This is a genomic window from Sinorhizobium sp. NG07B (assembly GCF_002532005.1).
In the GTDB taxonomy this organism is placed as follows: domain Bacteria; phylum Pseudomonadota; class Alphaproteobacteria; order Rhizobiales; family Rhizobiaceae; genus Sinorhizobium; species Sinorhizobium fredii_C.
The window spans coordinates 1,275,485-1,292,417 of the sequence record NZ_NWTD01000001.1 but is presented as its reverse complement, the minus strand read 5'-3'; the positions used below and the strand labels follow the sequence as shown (position 1 = coordinate 1,292,417).

The 16,933-nt window shown below is 60.7% G+C and carries 21 protein-coding genes; 8 read left to right on the top strand and 13 right to left on the bottom strand.

Going from position 1 to position 16,933, the window contains the following annotated elements:
* Positions 1 to 104: 104 nt before the first annotated feature.
* From CO664_RS06190 to CO664_RS06180, 3 genes are all read right to left on the bottom strand, one after another.
* Positions 105 to 341 carry a hypothetical protein gene (locus tag CO664_RS06190; RefSeq protein ID WP_037423463.1) on the bottom strand — a complete coding sequence of 79 codons (237 nt, stop codon included), beginning with the start codon at positions 339 to 341 and terminating at the stop codon, positions 105 to 107.
* Between the two features lie 537 nt (positions 342 to 878).
* Positions 879 to 2,933, bottom strand: a complete 2,055-nt coding sequence (locus tag CO664_RS06185; protein ID WP_097538178.1) for a phage portal protein — start codon at positions 2,931 to 2,933, stop codon at positions 879 to 881.
* Positions 2,933 to 4,363 carry a terminase large subunit gene (locus tag CO664_RS06180; protein ID WP_176536502.1) on the bottom strand — a complete coding sequence of 477 codons (1,431 nt, stop codon included), beginning with the start codon at positions 4,361 to 4,363 and terminating at the stop codon, positions 2,933 to 2,935. Before CO664_RS06180 ends, CO664_RS06185 begins: the two co-directional genes overlap by 1 nt.
* A 159-nt stretch (positions 4,364 to 4,522) precedes the next feature.
* Here CO664_RS06180 and CO664_RS06175 point away from each other — a divergent pair, with 159 nt between their 5' ends.
* The gene (locus tag CO664_RS06175) at positions 4,523 to 4,864 is read left to right on the top strand and encodes a GFA family protein (RefSeq protein ID WP_037423455.1); all 342 of its coding nucleotides are present in this window, start codon (positions 4,523 to 4,525) and stop codon (positions 4,862 to 4,864) included.
* Positions 4,865 to 4,897: 33 nt separating this feature from the next.
* On the opposite strand, the gene CO664_RS06170 is transcribed toward CO664_RS06175, so the two are convergent.
* Positions 4,898 to 5,053: a DUF3309 family protein gene (locus CO664_RS06170; protein ID WP_037423507.1), complete on the bottom strand. Its 156-nt coding sequence runs from the start codon at positions 5,051 to 5,053 to the stop codon at positions 4,898 to 4,900.
* A 344-nt stretch (positions 5,054 to 5,397) separates the two neighbouring features.
* On the opposite strand from CO664_RS06170, the gene CO664_RS06165 reads away from it, so the two are divergent.
* Positions 5,398 to 5,799 carry a hypothetical protein gene (locus tag CO664_RS06165; RefSeq protein WP_097538176.1) on the top strand — a complete coding sequence of 134 codons (402 nt, stop codon included), beginning with the start codon at positions 5,398 to 5,400 and terminating at the stop codon, positions 5,797 to 5,799.
* 70 nt (positions 5,800 to 5,869) lie between these two features.
* Here the strand turns inward: CO664_RS06165 and CO664_RS06160 are convergent, their stop codons facing one another.
* The gene (locus CO664_RS06160) at positions 5,870 to 6,235 is read right to left on the bottom strand and encodes a hypothetical protein (protein WP_083854223.1); all 366 of its coding nucleotides are present in this window, start codon (positions 6,233 to 6,235) and stop codon (positions 5,870 to 5,872) included.
* Between the two features lie 887 nt (positions 6,236 to 7,122).
* Between CO664_RS06160 and CO664_RS06155 the strand changes: the two genes are divergently transcribed.
* Both CO664_RS06155 and CO664_RS06150 read left to right on the top strand, forming a co-directional pair.
* A complete protein-coding gene (locus CO664_RS06155; protein ID WP_037423450.1) occupies positions 7,123 to 7,317 on the top strand; it encodes a hypothetical protein in 195 nt (64 codons plus the stop codon).
* Positions 7,318 to 7,513: 196 nt separating this feature from the next.
* Positions 7,514 to 7,693, top strand: a complete 180-nt coding sequence (locus CO664_RS06150) for a hypothetical protein (RefSeq protein ID WP_097538175.1) — start codon at positions 7,514 to 7,516, stop codon at positions 7,691 to 7,693.
* A gap of 28 nt (positions 7,694 to 7,721) precedes the next feature.
* On the opposite strand, the gene CO664_RS06145 is transcribed toward CO664_RS06150, so the two are convergent.
* The 4 genes from CO664_RS06145 to CO664_RS06130 form a co-directional block, all read right to left on the bottom strand.
* A complete protein-coding gene (locus CO664_RS06145) occupies positions 7,722 to 8,090 on the bottom strand; it encodes a BA14K family protein (protein ID WP_050988334.1) in 369 nt (122 codons plus the stop codon).
* Positions 8,091 to 8,335: 245 nt separating this feature from the next.
* Complete coding sequence (locus tag CO664_RS06140) at positions 8,336 to 8,830, bottom strand: BA14K family protein (RefSeq protein WP_083854219.1); 495 nt, start codon at positions 8,828 to 8,830, stop codon at positions 8,336 to 8,338.
* Positions 8,831 to 9,026: 196 nt separating this feature from the next.
* A complete protein-coding gene (locus CO664_RS06135) occupies positions 9,027 to 9,635 on the bottom strand; it encodes a hypothetical protein (protein WP_097538174.1) in 609 nt (202 codons plus the stop codon).
* A 133-nt stretch (positions 9,636 to 9,768) separates the two neighbouring features.
* On the bottom strand, positions 9,769 to 10,269 hold the full coding sequence (locus CO664_RS06130) for a helix-turn-helix domain-containing protein (RefSeq protein WP_097538173.1): 501 nt from the start codon (positions 10,267 to 10,269) through the stop codon (positions 9,769 to 9,771).
* A gap of 400 nt (positions 10,270 to 10,669) precedes the next feature.
* Here CO664_RS06130 and CO664_RS06125 point away from each other — a divergent pair, with 400 nt between their 5' ends.
* The 4 genes from CO664_RS06125 to CO664_RS06110 all read left to right on the top strand — a co-directional run bounded on the left by CO664_RS06125 (position 10,670) and on the right by CO664_RS06110 (position 12,688).
* On the top strand, positions 10,670 to 11,347 hold the full coding sequence (locus CO664_RS06125; RefSeq protein WP_037423501.1) for a helix-turn-helix transcriptional regulator: 678 nt from the start codon (positions 10,670 to 10,672) through the stop codon (positions 11,345 to 11,347).
* Positions 11,348 to 11,555: 208 nt separating this feature from the next.
* Positions 11,556 to 11,882: a hypothetical protein gene (locus CO664_RS06120; RefSeq protein ID WP_037423442.1), complete on the top strand. Its 327-nt coding sequence runs from the start codon at positions 11,556 to 11,558 to the stop codon at positions 11,880 to 11,882.
* A complete protein-coding gene (locus tag CO664_RS06115) occupies positions 11,882 to 12,145 on the top strand; it encodes a hypothetical protein (RefSeq protein ID WP_097538172.1) in 264 nt (87 codons plus the stop codon). Before CO664_RS06120 ends, CO664_RS06115 begins: the two co-directional genes overlap by 1 nt.
* Positions 12,146 to 12,193: 48 nt before the next feature.
* On the top strand, positions 12,194 to 12,688 hold the full coding sequence (locus tag CO664_RS06110; RefSeq protein WP_234820103.1) for a hypothetical protein: 495 nt from the start codon (positions 12,194 to 12,196) through the stop codon (positions 12,686 to 12,688).
* A 49-nt stretch (positions 12,689 to 12,737) separates the two neighbouring features.
* Here CO664_RS06110 and CO664_RS06105 read toward each other — a convergent pair whose 3' ends face one another.
* The 4 genes from CO664_RS06105 to CO664_RS06090 all read right to left on the bottom strand — a co-directional run bounded on the left by CO664_RS06105 (position 12,738) and on the right by CO664_RS06090 (position 16,745).
* On the bottom strand, positions 12,738 to 13,454 hold the full coding sequence (locus CO664_RS06105) for a pentapeptide repeat-containing protein (protein ID WP_037423499.1): 717 nt from the start codon (positions 13,452 to 13,454) through the stop codon (positions 12,738 to 12,740).
* Between the two features lie 168 nt (positions 13,455 to 13,622).
* The gene (locus CO664_RS06100) at positions 13,623 to 14,630 is read right to left on the bottom strand and encodes a Tim44 domain-containing protein (RefSeq protein ID WP_097538169.1); all 1,008 of its coding nucleotides are present in this window, start codon (positions 14,628 to 14,630) and stop codon (positions 13,623 to 13,625) included.
* A 140-nt stretch (positions 14,631 to 14,770) separates the two neighbouring features.
* Positions 14,771 to 15,778 carry a glycosyltransferase family 2 protein gene (locus tag CO664_RS06095; protein ID WP_050988333.1) on the bottom strand — a complete coding sequence of 336 codons (1,008 nt, stop codon included), beginning with the start codon at positions 15,776 to 15,778 and terminating at the stop codon, positions 14,771 to 14,773.
* 196 nt (positions 15,779 to 15,974) lie between these two features.
* On the bottom strand, positions 15,975 to 16,745 hold the full coding sequence (locus tag CO664_RS06090; RefSeq protein WP_097538168.1) for a Stf0 family sulfotransferase: 771 nt from the start codon (positions 16,743 to 16,745) through the stop codon (positions 15,975 to 15,977).
* Positions 16,746 to 16,933 lie beyond the last annotated feature (188 nt).

Below are 16,933 nucleotides of genomic sequence, written 5' to 3'. Positions count from 1 at the left end.
CGCACCGAGAAATTTGGGGAGATTTCAGATGCCGCCCCGATTTCTTGAATCAGTTTGACAATGAGGCGCTTCAGGAAGGCAGGCCTGCCGCGCAGTGCACACCTTCACACCGGGGCGTTCATGCCTTCGGATTTGGCTTGCTCCGCGAAGAACTTCAGCCTTGCGCGGAAGTTGCGGACTGCCCGAGCTTCTGCCGCGAAGGCGGCGCGCGCTTCGTGGTCCGTGAGATTCGCGTTGATGCAGCCGTTGATGGCCGCCGCCTCCAACTCCTCCATCAAGCGCTCGAACAGCGGATTGTCGAGAAGCGCTCGCGCAGCCGCCTTTTTTTCTTCTGCCTTCATATCCAGTGCTCTTTCTTGCGAGCAGCCCGACGGACCAACCGAGCGGGCACACGGCAGTATGTTGATTCTCTACCAGTTGCTCGGAAAGGAGTGGTGCAGACACCCTCGGCTGCGCGAGGATGCGAGCCAAAAAGAGCCGTCGTCGATTTTCCCAAAGACGAGCGGGCACCCCGACGAAAGGTGCCTCCGATCAGCTTTTAGTCACGCGTCTCGGGGGAAACCTTCGCGCCTAGCGTCGTAACGCCTACATCCGGCGTGCCGTCGGTTGCCCAACAGGAGCATGGCTCACCGGCGGAACCGGTGCCATAGGGGCAGACTTGGGCCGGTGTCGAGCATTGTCGGGGACTCGGCTTGCCCGCCGTTTTGGTTGCCAGCGCTTGGGCCTTGACCGCTGCACGTGCGGGCACCGCGGTCACAGTCGATTCGCTGCAAGATGCAAGGATGAAAGGGAGCGTTGCAAAGAACAAGCAAAGGTAGCGAACATTTTTCATGCAGTAGGCATATTCTGAGGCGTAGCGGGTTTCAACCCCCCAACTTTCATCCCGTTCGTCCTCCGATATGGACCGACGTTACCGGCTCGCCGCTCACTGCCTCCGCCAGGCTCTGTTGTCGCTTCAGGTTCAGTTCGGCGTCGATCTGGTAGCGCTTCAGGGCGCCGTTCTGCTGGAGTTCGGCAAGCTTCAGCTCGCGCTCGATCTCCAGCTTCCGCCGGTTGTTTTCGGCTGAAAGCCGCGCCTTCTCGGCGTCCACGTGTGCCCGCATCTCAAGCTTCTGCATTTCCGGGTTCGGCTGGTTGGCGCTCGCCTGCATCCGCCGCTGGATCTCCTCCGGCGAGGGCTTCGAAAAATAGAGGTCGGGCGATTTCAGCCCCGCGGCCTCCACCGATTTGGCGATGCCGTTATAAAGGTTGTCCGGCGAGACATAGGGGTTGTCCGGCCCGAGTGTCATCAGCAGTTTTTCCTGAAGCTGCTGGACCATCTGCACCATCATCATGTCGCGCTCGCGGGTCCCGGCGCCGAGCCCCACATTCACCGTCGCGTCCATCCCGGCGTTCCAGTGGCGCGGGTCGAAGCTCACCCATTGGCCGCGCAGCCTCACCATGCGCGGCCGGTCCTGGTGCTTGATGACGAGCCGAAGCAGGCCCTTGAACACGCGCCGCAGGCCCTGTGCGAAGGTGCGCACCATCAGCTCCGTCTGGCCGATCCCCGCCTGCTCGATCAGCGCCGTTGCCCGCGCCGTCATGTTCGTGAGCGCGTCCGGGGCAAGCCCGCTCGAAGCGTCCGAAATGCCGGTGCGGTCGGTCGCCTCCTGGTCGAGATAGGAGAGCATGGCGAAGGATTCCTTCGCGACGAAGGGCACCATGGTGTAGCCGAGTGCGGCGCGCGCATCGATGCCCTGGCTGACGCGGATCGGCTGGCCGAATTTCGGGTTGAGCACGCTTTCCGGATTGGCGATCGCGCCCTCCTGGACGATCGGCTGCTGGTTGTTCTGCCAGTAGAGATTGTCGAGCGTCTGGCGCATCAGCACGGTCTTCACGCGCTGGATTTCCGCCAGATCGTCGGTCACCGAGCCGCCCTCACGCTGGTGCGGGCGCCGCTCGACGATCAGGTCGGCGAAGGGCACCTCGTCCCACTCGTCGTTGGAGATGAGGTTCTCCTCGCCCGTGCCGCCGGCGAGCACGATGCGGCGAAGCTCCGCGATGCCGTCGTCGTCGGCATCCACCTTCACGTAGAGCTCGTAATAGTCCACCTCCTCGAGCGCCTTCGGCACGGCATCCTTGGCCTCGAAGGCACCGCGCCGGCGGGTGAATTCCTCGTCGTCGCGGCCGCCGTCGCGGGTCGAAGCCGGCAGGCTCTCGATGAGATCCCGGTCGTGTCCCATCGCAATCAGGTCCGTGCGGCGCATGCGCGTGGCAATGCCGGTGATCGGGCTATCCTCGATCGAAATCGCATCCGGATGGATCAGGAATTCTTCCAAAGGCACCCCGGCCAGCCGCGGCGTGCCCTGCTCGCTCCGGCGGCGGATCTTCACATTGTAGAGCGGCTGCTCGACCGGACCCTGTAGCGTTTCCAGCACTTCGACCGTTTTCGATTGCTCCAGCACCTCCACCGCGTCGTCGCCGACAAGCTGGATCAGCGCCGCCTCGTCGAGCCCCGTATGGGTCGAGACCTGAACCGTGGCCTCCTTCTCATACCACCAGCGGATCACGCCGTTCCGGAGCTTCAGCGCATCATGCGCCGCGTCCTGCACGGCGTCGTAACCATTGCTTTCGGGAAAGACGACATAGTTGATGTAGTCGGTCGCCTGTTCTGCCGCCGCCTCGTCGCCCTCGTTGACGGGGAAGTATTCCACCACCTTGTCGTTGCCGAGAATGGTGCGGATCAGCGACGGCAGCACCTTCTTGATCGCCGCGCGCACGTCGCGAGAGACGACTTTCGAGCGGTTGGCATCGGCCGGCACGTCCTTCATCGTGCCGTCGTAATATTCCATCGCCTTGATGCGATCGATCGCAAGCTCATCGCGATAGTTTTCGCAGTCCTTGACGAGCTCGCTCACAAGGGCGCACAGGCGTTCATCGGTCATCGCGGCCATCAGAGAACCTTTCGGGCGGTGAAATTCCAGTTTGCGTTGCCGTTGTTCGCTCTCGCATAGCGCTTCATCATCAGCGCGTAGCGCGAGGCGGAGATCAGGTCGTCGCGCTCCTTGACAATCCTGCCATTCTTTCGGTGGTAGAGACGGAATTCCTCGAACCATTCCGTACAGGTGGAAAACACCTTCCAGCGCCCGGTCTGCATCCTTTGCAGCATGTCGGAAAGCCCGGCCTCGACACCGTTGGTGCCGTCGTCGAAGGTCGCCCGCTCGGAAAGCAGCGCCAGTCCCTGTGCGCGATATTGGGCGGCAAGCTGCTCGCCGCTGCCCTTGTCGTGCTGCAGCCCGTCATGCGGCCAGGCGAAAGGCAGCCAGGCTCCCCAGGGCTTCAGCGCCGCCGCATGGATGATCGGCGTCGCCTCCCGCTCGCGATAGAGTTTGGTCAAATAGAAGACGTCGGCGTCGCGGTCCCAGGCACAGCCGGCGGCGGCGAAGGGGTGGTCCCAGCCGAAGTCGATGCCGCCGATCTGCACCCAATGTTTCGGCACATCGAAGGGCTCGACGCGGATCGCCTCCTCCGTCACGGGAAAGATGCGGCCGGAGCCGAGAGCCGGTACCCCCTTGGTGCGCGCTTCGCGCTCATGGGCAGGGTAGCTGTCGATGATCCTTTGGCGTTCTTCGGCCGTATAGTGCTCGGCCTCATCGATCGTCATGGTGATCACTTGGCGATCCGGCGACTTTTCCATGAGATATCGCGCCACGACGCCGCTCAGGCCCTTGAGCGGCGTGAAGGTTACGGCAACCGAGCCGCGCGTCGCATTGGTGCGGGTGATGCCCTCGAAATAGACGTTTTCCGGCGGCTCCTCGTCGAACCAGACATAGTCCACCGTGTTCGCCTGCCACTTGCCGCGCCCCTGCTCATAGGCCTTGAAAAGCAGCGTCGAGACGCCGCCTGAGACATGCCGCACCGTTACGCTGTCGAGTGCCCCGGACGCGCCGGAGCGCCGGGTTGTCGCATGGATCGCCGCCTTCGGAATGAAGCCCGTGCCCCAGTCCTCCTCGGTCAACGGCGGCCCGACGAGCAGCCGCTGCACGCCGTCGCGCGTCAGCTCGTAGGATTCCGAGCCGGCGAGCATGACGATCGGCTTCTCGAAGCGCCTCCCCTGCCACCAGTCCGGGTAACGCCCCGTCAGATGCATCGCCGCTTCGGCCGCTCCCGCCAGCGTCTTGCCGAGCTGGTTGCCCGCCATGAACAGCCGCTCGCGATAGCTGGCTCCGGCCGAATGAAAGTCCCTCTGCTTGGAGTACGGCCGGTACCGCGCCAGAATATCGGTCCTTCGGCGCCGGTCGAGCTCCGCCATGAGCATGGCCTGCTCTTTCAGCATCGCCGAAATCTCGGGCGCGCCCGCGGCGGATGTGCTGGAGGGTGTCATCGGTGGCGATGCCCTGTCTGGATAGAGGTCCGCGCGCGTGTCGTTCGTCAGCAGAGGAATGTCGGCCGAGGTGGCGCCGCTGGACTGCGGTCGGATAAGGTCGATAATGCCTCAATCGACGACTGCCCGCTCACGGGGCGCCGATGGGGAGACTCGAAAATGATCGAAGGCCATTGCCATTGCAGGTCGGTTCGCATCACCGTGCCGGTCCGCCCTGAAACGCTCGGTGATTGCAATTGTTCGCTCTGCAGCAGGGTTGGCGGGCTCTGGGGCTATTACGCCCCGAGCGACGTTACGGTCAGCGATGAGGAGAAGCGCCTCGTCGGCTATGTCCAGGGCGACAAGACGCTTACCATGTTCCATTGCAGCATCTGCGGCTGCATCACCCACTGGTCGCCGATCGGTCGCAGCGCGACGAAGATGGGCGTGAACCTGCGGATGTTCGATCGCTCGGTCTGGGAAGATATCCCGCACCGCCTTATCGACGGCGCGGCTTGGTGAAAGCCGGCGGGTCCTGATCGGACCCGCCGCACATCATATCCTGCCCATCAGCAACAGGATCAGGAGTATGACGACCACCACTCCGAGCAGCCCGGAAGGGCCATACCCCCAGTTGGCCGAATAGGGCCAGGCCGGAATGGCACCGATCAGGAGCAGTACCAGAATAATAAGAAGGACGGTTCCAAGCATATCGCGATCCTCCGCTGCACGTTTCGCGATTTTGGCGAAAATTTCATGCAGCATTCCAAGTTACTGCAGCGATTTTGTCGCGTCCTGAAAGAGGACGGCGCGCTGCAACCAGTGTTTCACGCTTACGGAATGCCGAAGGGTCTCTGTTAGTTCCGTACGGGAAAGCCCGCACCTTCATGAGAGCGCGGCGCGGCGGTGAGCATCGAACGCGCCCAACGACATCGGATCGTCCGAATTGTACCGTCGGGAACAGCCGAGAAGCTGAAAAGGCGCTCCTATGGGCTCATTCTCAGCATTTTGAGAGCGTGCTAATGTTCTCTTGGCTACACGGGGGAGGAATCCAAATGCCACCTATTGCAAATCTTTATTTCAGAACCGCCATCGTCTTCTTGATCTTGGGCATCTCGATCGGGCTCCATATGTCGATTTCGGGGAATCACGCCGCCACTGGCGCCCACGCGCATGCCAACCTGCTCGGCTGGGTCACGATGGCGATCTTCGGCGGCTATCACGCGCTCAATCCGCAGAAGGCGGCAAGACGTCTGGCGACGATTCAATACGCCGTCTACACATTCGGCGTGGCCGTCTTGATCCCGTCTCTCTATCTGTTGCTCTCCGGCAATAGCGCGATGGAGCCGATTGTCGCCGGCTCGTCGCTCATCGCCTTTGCCGGAGTTCTCCTGTTCGCCGTGATCATCTTTTCGAGCAACGAGCCTGTCGCGGTTGCGGCATCTCCAGCACGCTGATCAGTGCTCCACGACGGATAATGGCGCCGCACCCAGCGGCGCCTAGTCGCTGCCTCTCACGCACTGGCGATCAGGGCTTGGAGGTCGGCTTTCGCCGGGCGCGCGCCTTCTTTTCGAGCAACGGCCGTATCACCGTGTCCAGCGCGCGAATCCGTTCGATTAGCTGTTCGTTCGAAAGCTCGTCCATGGCGTTCGTGCTTGCACTCAAATCCTTCGGCGTGACCGCAGCAACGAGCTTCAAGTAAGTCTCCGGCTTCTCCTCCCGAATGCGAGCGATCACACCAGCGCCGTGCGCAGCGAAGTCCGCCTGAACAGCATCCAGGAATGCACCGCCAAGTCGGCCACGTCCACCAGCAGCCTGTTTCGAAGCAAGTCCCTCCGCGACCGCCAGATCGTCAGCCGTTTCTGTAGCCGGCTGCGTTTCATGACCCACCATTGCGACCCCGCTTGTCTTCGTCATCCCTTTCGCGGCGCCAAAACGCTGGCGTCGACATCGCGGCCGGCGATGCCACCAGCTCGCGTGCCGCTCTCTGGAAGAGCAGGCATCGAGCGAGCCACGCACCGTAATACTTCCGAACCGCCATGCGGATTCGGATCGACGCGAAGACGCATCGCCGGCCGCGTACGGCACCGCGGCGTCTAGAGACGCGCTGGCCGCCGTAAGCTTTGATTAGTAGAAAACTACGCAGTGCTGGACTGACAACCTATCCCGGGTCGAAGTGCCGGCATCAACTGCTGTTGCTGCAGGAGGAGGACAAAATTCCTATCCTTGACTTAAGGAATACTCCGAGAACCCTGAACGCGCAAGCCGCGCGCCGCGGCTTTCGGTTCGATTTTCCGGTTAGCCACAGAATTGTGCGAGCAGCCTGCACCGCCAAGTCATGAAGCGCGGCATGCGCCTTTTCCCTGCCTTCTCCGGGGTGATGCTCCCCGATTATCCTCAGCCAATGCTGTTATACAGGCGTATATTACAATCTGCTTGCATAATACATTGGGCTCTGTTTCAATCCTCGAAGGGTTGATGCAAAAGGGCTTGGGCCTAGGTCTCTTGAGGAATGCTTCAAACCGCATGACGCTAACGAATACCCCGGCATCGCACCGATTTGCGGACGCTGGACTGATGCCCACTCCGGGCGAGCCATACTATCATTTGAATGCCGTCAGCACCCCCACGGAAGCTGACGGCGCTATTTAAACTGACTGCCAAGACGCGGTGCCAACCGCGGTTATTTTTAGAAGCTAAACATTTTGCCCGCGTCCCGGTCGCGCCGGGAACCAGAAAGGCCCTCAACGCATTGCCTCGCGGGAGAAGGAGTTGTCCACATGCGCAACCATTGGATCTATGTCGCCATCGGATTTATCGCCGGCGCTGCGTTGTTTCTCTCGACTGCCTGGCAGCGCACGCCGCCGGTCCAGGAGGTCACCCTGAAGCTCGAAAAAACCAGCCGTCTGCATGCGCCCACCATCCAGACCTCGTTCGTCATGGAGCGCTTCGGCCCTGCCACAGCGGTAGAGTAACGACTCCACGGTTCCCTCGTCCTCCAGCGCTCTTGCGTTTCTGAGAAGGATGCGCAAGGTACTCGCAACCTGCCGGCACTAAAGCGCCGCGCGTCCTTTCGGACGAGCAAAGTCGCTTGTAGCAATTGGAAATACTGCATGTTTCCTTCACGGCTCTGATTGAAGAAAACATGCAGTGGAAGCGAGGGAGTCCGCCTTGAATTCTGACAAGAAACCCGCTGCGACGATCCGGGTCGAAAAGCGCATGAACGGCCGCTGGGCCTTCGTGCTCACCTATCGCGGGGTGACCTACCCTGCCCAGGGCCAATTTGGCAGCGAGCTTCAGGCGCAAGCGGCGGCAGAGGCCGCAATGAAATTGCTTGAGAGGCGCGGCTGACGAGCGCCTTTTCGGCTCGCTTCGCGTGTCAGTCGTAGGGCGAATTGCACTGGCGGCGACGGCCACGGAAGGGCTGATAGCTGTTGTCGTCGAAGCGATATGAGGCATAGCGCTCGAGGCACCAGCGCAGATGGGCGTTCAAGTCGAGGCGGATTTCGCGGCGGGGGCGCATCCGCGTCCCGGCGGCCCCGGGCAAAGGCCCGCCGACCGTCGCCCCCGGCCCGATGCTGATATCCGGTCTTTGCCCTTGATAGCGCATGCCATAGCTTGGGTAGCGGGGCAGGACAAAGTCCCTGTATTGCCGCTCGACAAAGAGTTCATGCTTGGAAGGTCCCCCGCAAATGCCGATGCATGTTTGCCCCTCCACCGGGGCAGCAACTGCCAGCGCACTCAACATCGCCAGGGAGATGATTGATGATGTTTTCACAGGCCTAGCCGTCAGTCTCGCAGAAATGCCCCTACGCCGGAGATCGCCCCAGGCGCAGCCTTGATCGGGCTTCGATATTAGCAGATTGTCAGCCGCACTTCCCCTCATTTCCTGGCGTGCCTTTAGGGGCCGGAAAACATCGAACCGAAGCCAGCCCGCCTCGAAATTCACGAGACGGGCGGCGATCATGGAGTTCGGGCTAAGCAGGTCTCACCTTACATATAAGGTGAAACACACTGTCGCCGCGGACCGTAGTAGGGCTGGAACGTATTGTCGTATGCCCGATAGGACCGATAGCGTGCATAGCACCATTGGGTATGGCCATTGCCGCCGGCGTAATATCGTGGCGCAGGAGCATAGTATCGCGGCTGCGCGAGCAGCCCGCCGATCAGTGCGCCGGCCGCCAGACCGCCGAACAGCGCGCCTATATCGTCATCGTCGTCATCGTAATGGCGATAGTGATGGCGACGGTATCCGTTCCGATAGTGGCGGTTGCTGTAGTGCCCGCGCCGATAATCGCGCCCGCGAAAACACGGATATCGGCATCCCCGCCCTTTGAACTGTTCGCCCCGTTCGTAGGAAAACTGCACCCGCTGAACATCGGCGGTCTCAGCCCTTATCGTGGGCATTGTTGGAAACGCCTCTGCGGGAGGAGGAACGCTGCTCATCGCCGTCGCCAGCGACAGGGCAATGATTGCTAGCCTTTTCATTGCCTACACCTTTCGTAGGATATTAATCCCTTCGAAAGAGAGAATGGCCGAATTCTGTTTTTGTGCCAGCACTTAGAAACCGATCACGAAGTGTTGATCGGTCTCGACCAGCCTGGCCTGGCCGGAATGGTTACAGCTCAGTTTCCGGCCGGCCGATTCTCGAAATCCATCAGTAGGTTTATTTTCCTATCATTAGTTAAATGGATACTCTCTCGCCGTAGTCGCGCAAGCCCTTTTCGAAGACAAGGGCGTTCAAGCCACGCTTCAGCCACAGCAATTGCGCCTCCGGCATCATCCGCAAGCCTTCATAGTCCATCACGCACACGTTGAAGACGGTCGTCTTGACCTGTCGCCCCTCGTCGCATCCGAGCAACACGCCTTCGAGCCGCATCATTCTTTCTGTCGCCCGCTTGGTCCGACGATGGCGCTCCTCGTTCGTTTCGGGGGCATGTCCCCGCACCCGGTCGATCGCTTGGGCGCGGACGCTTGGAAAGGGGATACCGGTCAGGTGATAGTATCGCGCCATCCCCTTCGCATAGTCATCTCCCGCCTCCCGTTGCGCCTCGGTGATCCGCCCGTCGAGGAACAGGCGTCCCAGCGTGTAGCCGGCAAAGCTGCTGCTCGTTTCGAGCCCGTGCATGCGCTTGCGCGCCGCAAGCGCCACCGCCATCGCCTCCTTCTCGCTCTCCCGCTTGGACCAACCGGGCTTGATCTTGCCGCAGGCGAAGCGCTCGGCGTTTGCTTTGCGCGGACGTCCAAGTTGCGCTTTTCGCTTGGCACGGAGCTTCTGAGCCTTGCTCATCATGTTTTATCCTTTCGATATCGGAACGAGAAAAATGGCAGTCGATTTCCGTCCTTGAGGACGGCCTCGGCGCGGACCGACAGCGTGTCAGCCTCGGCCACGGGTCGTAGATCGAAATTGTGCCAAGTGAGGTGGATTAGGGAGCCACGCCTTTCACTGCCGCGAGCACCGTCGTGTGGTCGCGATGAAAGATGCGGCCGATCCGCGGCAGCGATAAATCCTTGCGCTTCTCATATACCGCCCGCATGCAGGCGTGCCGTGGCTTCACCAGCCGGCGATCGCGCCGCACGCTGATAATGTCCGCCCATGTCACCCCTGGGAAATCCGCAAGGACGGCGGCAACGATCTCTTCGATCGAGGATTGCTCGTCATTCGCTTCGCCGTCGCTGTCATCCGCAAGCCTGCCGGAAAGCAGCATTTGAGCCTGCGCGAGCAGTCGCGCTTCCGCATCGGCCAAATCCTCCTCGAGCGCAGCGATCCGGCGTGTTTTTGCTGCACTTTCGGTGGCGAGTTCGACCACCTGCATTTCGAGTTCGGCTATTGCCGCCGATCGGCTTGGTGCTGCGGTAGAGCCGGCCAGTCGCTCGCGCACCGCGAGATAATGCCGGTGTTGTCTTGCGAGTTGCGAGTTCGTCATGCGTTTCTCCTCTAATACAATGTCGACCAAAGGTGTGCAGGGTCTTCGGATGACGACATGCACAAAAACAAAGACCTAAAGCGCGCCGCGTGAGGTCGTCTGAACGCAGCGCGCTTTAGCGTCCGCAGCGCTTGCGGCGCTGCCCGTTCGACCACTCAAGAAGAAGCCCGCATCGAAACCAAGCGCAGCAAGCAAATGCCGCAGCCCGAAGGTCGGTCGCTCCGGATCGGATACCCACGATGCTCGATGGCACGCTGGGCAATCGCGTTCTCCCCTTTAGAGATCGGATATGGGTTGTTCATAGGCGCTCGGCTCCCTTCTTTGGCTCGACTACCAATGACATCTTACATGTTGCAATGTCAACATGATTTGTGTTATACATGTTGTTATGCCCCATGTCATGAATGAAAAAGCTGAACGACTACGGCAGGCGCGCATCAGGGCGGGCTACCGCTTCGCCTCCGATGCGGCGAACGCCCTTGGCATCGTCGCCTCGACCTATCGCGCCCATGAGAACGGTCAGAATGAGTTCGAGCTTGCCGAGGCCGAGATTTACGCCCGCAAGTTCAACGTCGATCCCTATTGGCTCATGCGTGGCAAGGCCGGGGACCCGATCTCCATCCCCTCGACACGAGTGATCGACCCACCGAACGCCGAGGTGGGCGCGAAGGTGGTCGGACAGGGCAAGAAGATCCCTGTCTTCGGGCAAGCCGTCGGCGGTGTAGATGGTGAGTTTCTGATGAACGGTACCATGTTGTACGAAGTCATGGCGCCGCCTATTCTTTCGGACATCTCAGGAGCCTATGCTGTCTCGGTATCCGGCGATTCCATGTCTCCCCGCTATGAAGACGGCGAAGTTTGCTTCGTCGACCCCGAGCGCCGCGTCCGGAAGGGCGACTATGTGATCGCCCAGATCCGCCTGGAAGAGGGCGGCGCCCTGCTCGCCTATGTGAAGAAATTCGTCCGGCACAATAGTTCCGAGCTGGTGCTCGAGCAGTTCAACCCGCAAAAAGAACTGCGCTTTGAGGCTCACACAGTGCACTCTGTCCACTACATCGCCCTCGCCGGAAACGCCTGAAGTTCATTGCCTGCCTGCGTCACTGAACGCCAGCATATCGCAAGAAGCGGACGTCCAATCCTGCCCAGGCTGTCACAACCGCCCGCGCTGCAACACAAAAAACAACATGCACAATGTTGACATCAGTCGTGTTGTGCGGAATGCTGTCTTCGACACAACATCTCGGCTGCGGCGGGGTTCCTGCCGGCTGGGATAACAGGAGCGCCGGATGTCCATTCCCGTAATAAGATCCAATCTCCACGACCATGTGGAAGAACTCTTCTCCGCGGATCTGCTGCGCTCGAGCGACGCGGAAAATCAGAGGGCGTTAAAGACATTTCTCTCCTGCACCTATTCAAGCCTCGCCTCGCTGACCTGGCACCTTGGCGCCGACGGCCACGTTTTTCAGCGCGAGGCCGTCCCTGCGGCAGAGATCGCCGACGAGGCTTACTTCGAAAGAAATCTCGAGGATCAGTTTTCAGCTGGGCGAGACGATCAACCGCAGAAATCACACGGAACACACAATCATCGCCAGCAATTCGGGGGCTCGTTGTAATGCACGCCGAGACATATGCCGTCGTCAATCTCGCTGCCTTGAACCTCATCGAAGCCGTGAGCGCCGCCTATTTCGTCACGGAAGAGGAATCTGCCGCCCGCCACGAGTTCCGGGCGCGCGAAATGCTGAAGAAGGTCGCCACGGCGTTGGGATATGAAGTGACCGCGGTCGTTCCAGGCGACGTATCCGCGGAGGGTCTAAAGGGAAGCCGTCCGTCAGCCAACGGTGGCCTGAGGCTCGTGCCCAACGCACTCGTGGAATAGGAATTCAGATATAGTTGCGCGATGTCCAGGGAACCGGCAGGAGCAGACGTGATTGGAGACGTCACCGAAAGGTCCTACGAACCGCTGACCTCGGCCGATCTGAGCATGCTCGCCTCGGCCGCCATGCGCGAACTTTGCGCTATTTTTGATCGTGCAGCGGTCGCCGGCCTCCACCGCCACCGTCTGATCCTGCTGGCTCTCGCACAGGGAAGCGCGCTCCACTACCTCGATGGCGCGAACGGCATCAAGGACTTCGACGTCTGGGCATTCTTCGAGGCCGGTCCCGCAAAGCCATTTCCGCACCGAAAACGCTGGTGCAGCGACCTCGGTCCGTCGCGTTTCGGCAGGCATCCCGCGGATGCCGGCTATTCCGGCCGCCGCCTCGACCTCATGGGCCGATCGATCGAGGTGGCGAGCGACGAAACTGCCGAGGACGCCGTGCGGCGGTGGCTGGCCTCACGCGCGAGATCGGCGATCGCGCTTCGCTGCAAGCCGATGTTTTGCCTGTTCCCCGAGCGTTCCTTCGGCAAACGCATCAACTGAATTCTTCCGCGGCTCGCGTCTTCTCAGTCGCCTGATTGACCAAACATCATCAGTCGTCATCGGGAGGGCACGGCCATTTGGCGGGGGCAGTCAGGCCAGTGGGCAGCTTCGTTGCGGCGTCACCGCAAGCGAGATCGACCTGCTCCTGGCTAAGCCCCTTCGCGGCCGCCAGGTCCAGTCCCTCGATCCTCGTCAGGAACATGAAGGCGCGGTCGAAATCGATCGGCCCCTCGAAAAGAGCTCCGCTCAAATTGGCCCGCGAGAGATTCGCAACGGAGAAGCGCGTGCCGGTCAGAACGGCCTTGTCGAAGTTTGCACGGCCAAGTTCAGCCTTCTCGAAGTCGGCCCCCTTCAGCTTTGCGCCGGTGAAATCGGCACGCTGCAGCTCGGAACTGACGAACAGCGCACCCTCGGCAGAAATGCCGGAGAAGTCACCGCGATAGGCCTCCACTCTGGAGAAATTCGCCTTATCGGCCCTGGCGCCGGCAAGCGAGGCACGCACCAATGTGGCCTTTTCCAGATTCGCCGCCGTAAGATCGGCGCCGTTCAGATCCGTGGCGGCAAAATCCGTATCGACCAGATTGCTGCCTTGGAGATTGCTCCCACCGAGCATCAGCTGCCGCTTGTTGCATTGCCGCCAGTCCACCCCCGGTCCCGGCAGGCTCTTGCAATCCGCAGCCGCCGCACCGCTGGCAAAGCCCGACACCGCAAAAGCGACAAGGCATGCAATGAGGCCGCGCTGTTTGACGGCCTCGCGTGAAGTCATCGCATGCTCGGCCGATGTCGCCGCCCACAAGACCATATAGTCCGCTCCTTGAGAGGAATGCCTATTTTATTACCCAACACGCCCCGACGAAAGTCCGCCGCTGCTCCGGATATCCCGAACGCCGCCATTCTTGCGAAAGAAAATGCGACACGTCTGCCTGGCCCTCGCCTATTCCTCGACCGCCTGAATCGCGGAAATCTGCCAGTCGCCAGCCGGCTTGCGAAGGAAGGTCCACAGTTCCACGGCTTCGGTCGGGCGTTCGGCGTCGCCGCTGACGACGCGACCGGTCGCCCGGTCGCGCATCACGTCGATGCTCTCGTAGCGCATGGCGACCGTCGCATAGTCGCTGCTGCCTTCGCGCCAAGCCTCGGCGACATCGCCCTGGACAAGATGAACGTCGCGCACGTCGTTCTTGAGCCCCTTCGTCGCGTTTTCGCTAAGCTCTTCGGCGAGATAGGACATGGCTTCGGGCGTCGTTAGCCGGCGCAAGGCTGCGTAGTCTTCCGCAGCATAGGCCGCCTGCAACTCCTTTAGCATGGCTTCGAACCGGTCGAGGTCGTTCTGGGCGATTCCGATCTCATCCGTCTTCCCGTTCGTGGCGGCCGCAGACGCCGTTGCGGAAGCTGGGGCGGCGCTCGCGCCAAGGCCGCCGAACCCCTCCCCAATCCGCGGAATGCGGAAGGATCCGGGCGCCGCAGCGGATGCAGGGGACTGTGAGGAGGACGCTGAAGCCGAGGGTGCCGAATAGGCCGGCCTCTGCCCGCGGCCAAAGAGCCGCATCGCGAAGGACACGACGAGGACGATCAGGCCAAGTTGCAGCAGCAATCCGAGGAAACCGATGCCGCCTCCAAACCCGTGCCCGAGCAGCATGCCGAACAGTCCGCCCATGAGCAGACCGCCCAGCATCGATCCTCCGAAGCTGTTGAAGAAGCCGGGACGGTTTGCCGCTGGATTCTGGGTTGTCGGGCTGGTCGCGGCCGGCGCATTCTGCCGCGGCGTCATGGTCCGCTCGATCGGCGCGGCCGGAGTGGGCGCCGTGCGCGTCACCGGCGCGGTCGAGAACGTCCGGCTACCGCGTGAGCCAAAGCCGCCGCCCGCCCGCCGTGCCTCGGCGAAGTCCACCGCCGTCACCATGACCACAAGGGCAACCGCCATTATCGACAGAATACGCTGCATTCTTCTGCTTCCCGTTACAAATCCCGACCGCGAGGCGGCCACGCAAGGGGCATATAGAGCTTGCGGTGCGGGAGTTTAAGAGCTTCGTGCGAATTATAGGCGGTCGCGGGTGCAACGCTAAAGCGCCCAGCGCTGTAGCGTTACCTCATCTGCCGCGCTGCTTCCCGCGCTGCGTCTCGCTCAAATGGGATAGGCGCTATGAAACCGAGTTCAAGCAGCTGCCTTGACCCGGAGAACCGGACGGAATGCTCATGCGCAAAATCGAATTCGCCGGCTTTCTCCAGGTCATCCAGCATCTTGCGGTAGATCGCAGCCCCATCGAAATATTGCCCGTCGCTGACCGCCTGCTCGATCTTCTCTCGGTAGTCGGAAAAGAACTTGAAATGCAGCAGCACCCCGCAAATCTCCAGGAAGTTTCGCTCGCACGGCAGCGGCTGGTGGATGCTGACGCTAAGGCTGCAATTCCTGTCCCAGAAGATCAGCGGGTATTTGATGAGCTCCAATATATGCGCGAACTTGCGTTTGCGCGGGCCGCCCGTGATGCTTATCGCCCGCTTGGTGTAGCCGATTTCATATCCGTCGCCATCGAAATGATCCGCGATTTCCCACGGCATGCGCTGGTCATCGGTGCCAAACGTGGCCGAGCCCAGCGGTTCGATCGGATACATGTCGATCATGGGAGCAGCGAGGCGCTTTTCGCCCCGCCGTTCGAGAACCTGTATGAGCCTGTCGAGACGTTGATGCTCACAATCCTGATAGATCAGGAATTCATCGGAATCGACATTGAGATACCAACGATCGCCGCCGTAGCGATCGAACAGGGCTTCGCGCCACTCGCGGCCGCGTCGAGCGTCGCGGTAACGCAGGGGTGACCGCCACACATCGACATCGGCTTGAGAAAGCAGGTATTCGCGTGTCCCGTCCGATGAAACGTCATCGACACAGATGAAGCGCGAAACGCCAAGCTTCCTGTAATGCGCCAGGAAGGACGGCATCAGCTTTATGTCGTTGTGCGTATTGAAAACGAGCGGAATATCATTCTTCGCGAGGGGCCGATGACCACCTTCCCGAAGGCAGACGATCTCGATCGCCCGTTTTCTCTTGCGCACCCGAGCCGTCAGCTTGTGGGTCTCGTAACGGGTCAGCAACCGGTCCAGAAGGCTCCTTTGGCTCCGCCCGGTGCCGGAAAGACGAAAAGGATAATGAAGATCGCCCACCATGCGCTCCAGTCGGCTGCCACGATGCGAGCGTTTATCGGCATCGCCTCGATAATTCAACTCCACGGGAATAGGAGCGTAGCGGCACCCTGCCCGCTCGCCGCTTCCAGATTGCGAACCTCTCCCGTCAAAACGCGAAAGGATGGCGCGGCTCGAGACTCCGCGTCGCCAGCTTGAAGAAGTTCTTGATCTTGCCGGGGATGTGTTCGCGGCGATCATAGGCGTCCAGCAGGTGTGCAGATCTGCGGTCCTTGTTGAACCGGGCTACCCATTCGTCGGTCAGGTCGTCACGCTGAACCGCCATCGATGTTTGAAGCTCAATCGGAGGAGGCACTCTCAGATGTTCCGCAACGCAAGTGACGAACGGAGTTGGGTCCGCGACAAGCTCCTCATAGACGAACTCGGTGAATTTCGCGCCCGTGAGTTCGAGATAGCTCTGCCAGAAGCTATTGCTGTCGCGGATATAGAAGAAGCATTTCGCGATTTCTTCGAAATCGTATTGGGGCTCGGCCTTGCTTTCGATATGAGCAGCGAAACTGCGCGTTTGTCTTGCCCGGGCATAGGAGATTGCTTGGCGCAGCGTATCCTTGCGCCGCAAGAAGATGAGCGCCACGTCATGCACGGACAGGCAATATTGAATGAAGTCCATGCCGTATTTTTCACGCGTGACGAAAAGATGATTGGGGAAGATCTTCAGCCCGAAATTTCCATTATCGCTGGAACTCTTTCTGATAATTTGGTCGAAGAACACCTCCCACGACAATGAACCGGCATCCAGACGATGGATTTTCGGCGACAGCCATTCGCTCGACCGCCCCATGTTCCCCGAACCATTGATGAGTGAGCCGAGCCAGTTGGAGCCGCTTCTCGCCTCGGTCAAAAGTAGATAGCCGCGCATAATTCTCCATTCGATTCGCCGTGCAGCCTCCCCAGCCGGCGCGTGTTCTAGTCAAAAATGTCGGCGTTTTTTTGGAGCGTACCGTCCGCTTCAGCGGGAGAGCACCGCCAACTGGAGCATTGACGCCGACCACCGAAAAATTCGCGGAGCGCGCTTGCGGGGCCGTTGGTCCCGAAGGGCGAAGAATT

Coding starts and splice junctions, on each gene's coding strand:
- CO664_RS06190 (WP_037423463.1), bottom strand. CDS start 341: ATGAAGGCAGAAGAAAAAAAGGCGGCTGCGCGAGCGCTTCTCGACAAT.
- CO664_RS06185 (WP_097538178.1), bottom strand. CDS start 2,933: ATGGCCGCGATGACCGATGAACGCCTGTGCGCCCTTGTGAGCGAGCTC.
- CO664_RS06180 (WP_176536502.1), bottom strand. CDS start 4,363: ATGACACCCTCCAGCACATCCGCCGCGGGCGCGCCCGAGATTTCGGCG.
- CO664_RS06175 (WP_037423455.1), top strand. CDS start 4,523: ATGATCGAAGGCCATTGCCATTGCAGGTCGGTTCGCATCACCGTGCCG.
- CO664_RS06170 (WP_037423507.1), bottom strand. CDS start 5,053: ATGCTTGGAACCGTCCTTCTTATTATTCTGGTACTGCTCCTGATCGGT.
- CO664_RS06165 (WP_097538176.1), top strand. CDS start 5,398: ATGCCACCTATTGCAAATCTTTATTTCAGAACCGCCATCGTCTTCTTG.
- CO664_RS06160 (WP_083854223.1), bottom strand. CDS start 6,235: ATGGTGGGTCATGAAACGCAGCCGGCTACAGAAACGGCTGACGATCTG.
- CO664_RS06155 (WP_037423450.1), top strand. CDS start 7,123: ATGCGCAACCATTGGATCTATGTCGCCATCGGATTTATCGCCGGCGCT.
- CO664_RS06145 (WP_050988334.1), bottom strand. CDS start 8,090: ATGTTGAGTGCGCTGGCAGTTGCTGCCCCGGTGGAGGGGCAAACATGC.
- CO664_RS06140 (WP_083854219.1), bottom strand. CDS start 8,830: ATGAAAAGGCTAGCAATCATTGCCCTGTCGCTGGCGACGGCGATGAGC.
- CO664_RS06135 (WP_097538174.1), bottom strand. CDS start 9,635: ATGATGAGCAAGGCTCAGAAGCTCCGTGCCAAGCGAAAAGCGCAACTT.
- CO664_RS06130 (WP_097538173.1), bottom strand. CDS start 10,269: ATGACGAACTCGCAACTCGCAAGACAACACCGGCATTATCTCGCGGTG.
- CO664_RS06125 (WP_037423501.1), top strand. CDS start 10,670: ATGAATGAAAAAGCTGAACGACTACGGCAGGCGCGCATCAGGGCGGGC.
- CO664_RS06120 (WP_037423442.1), top strand. CDS start 11,556: ATGTCCATTCCCGTAATAAGATCCAATCTCCACGACCATGTGGAAGAA.
- CO664_RS06115 (WP_097538172.1), top strand. CDS start 11,882: ATGCACGCCGAGACATATGCCGTCGTCAATCTCGCTGCCTTGAACCTC.
- CO664_RS06105 (WP_037423499.1), bottom strand. CDS start 13,454: ATGACTTCACGCGAGGCCGTCAAACAGCGCGGCCTCATTGCATGCCTT.
- CO664_RS06100 (WP_097538169.1), bottom strand. CDS start 14,630: ATGCAGCGTATTCTGTCGATAATGGCGGTTGCCCTTGTGGTCATGGTG.
- CO664_RS06090 (WP_097538168.1), bottom strand. CDS start 16,745: ATGCGCGGCTATCTACTTTTGACCGAGGCGAGAAGCGGCTCCAACTGG.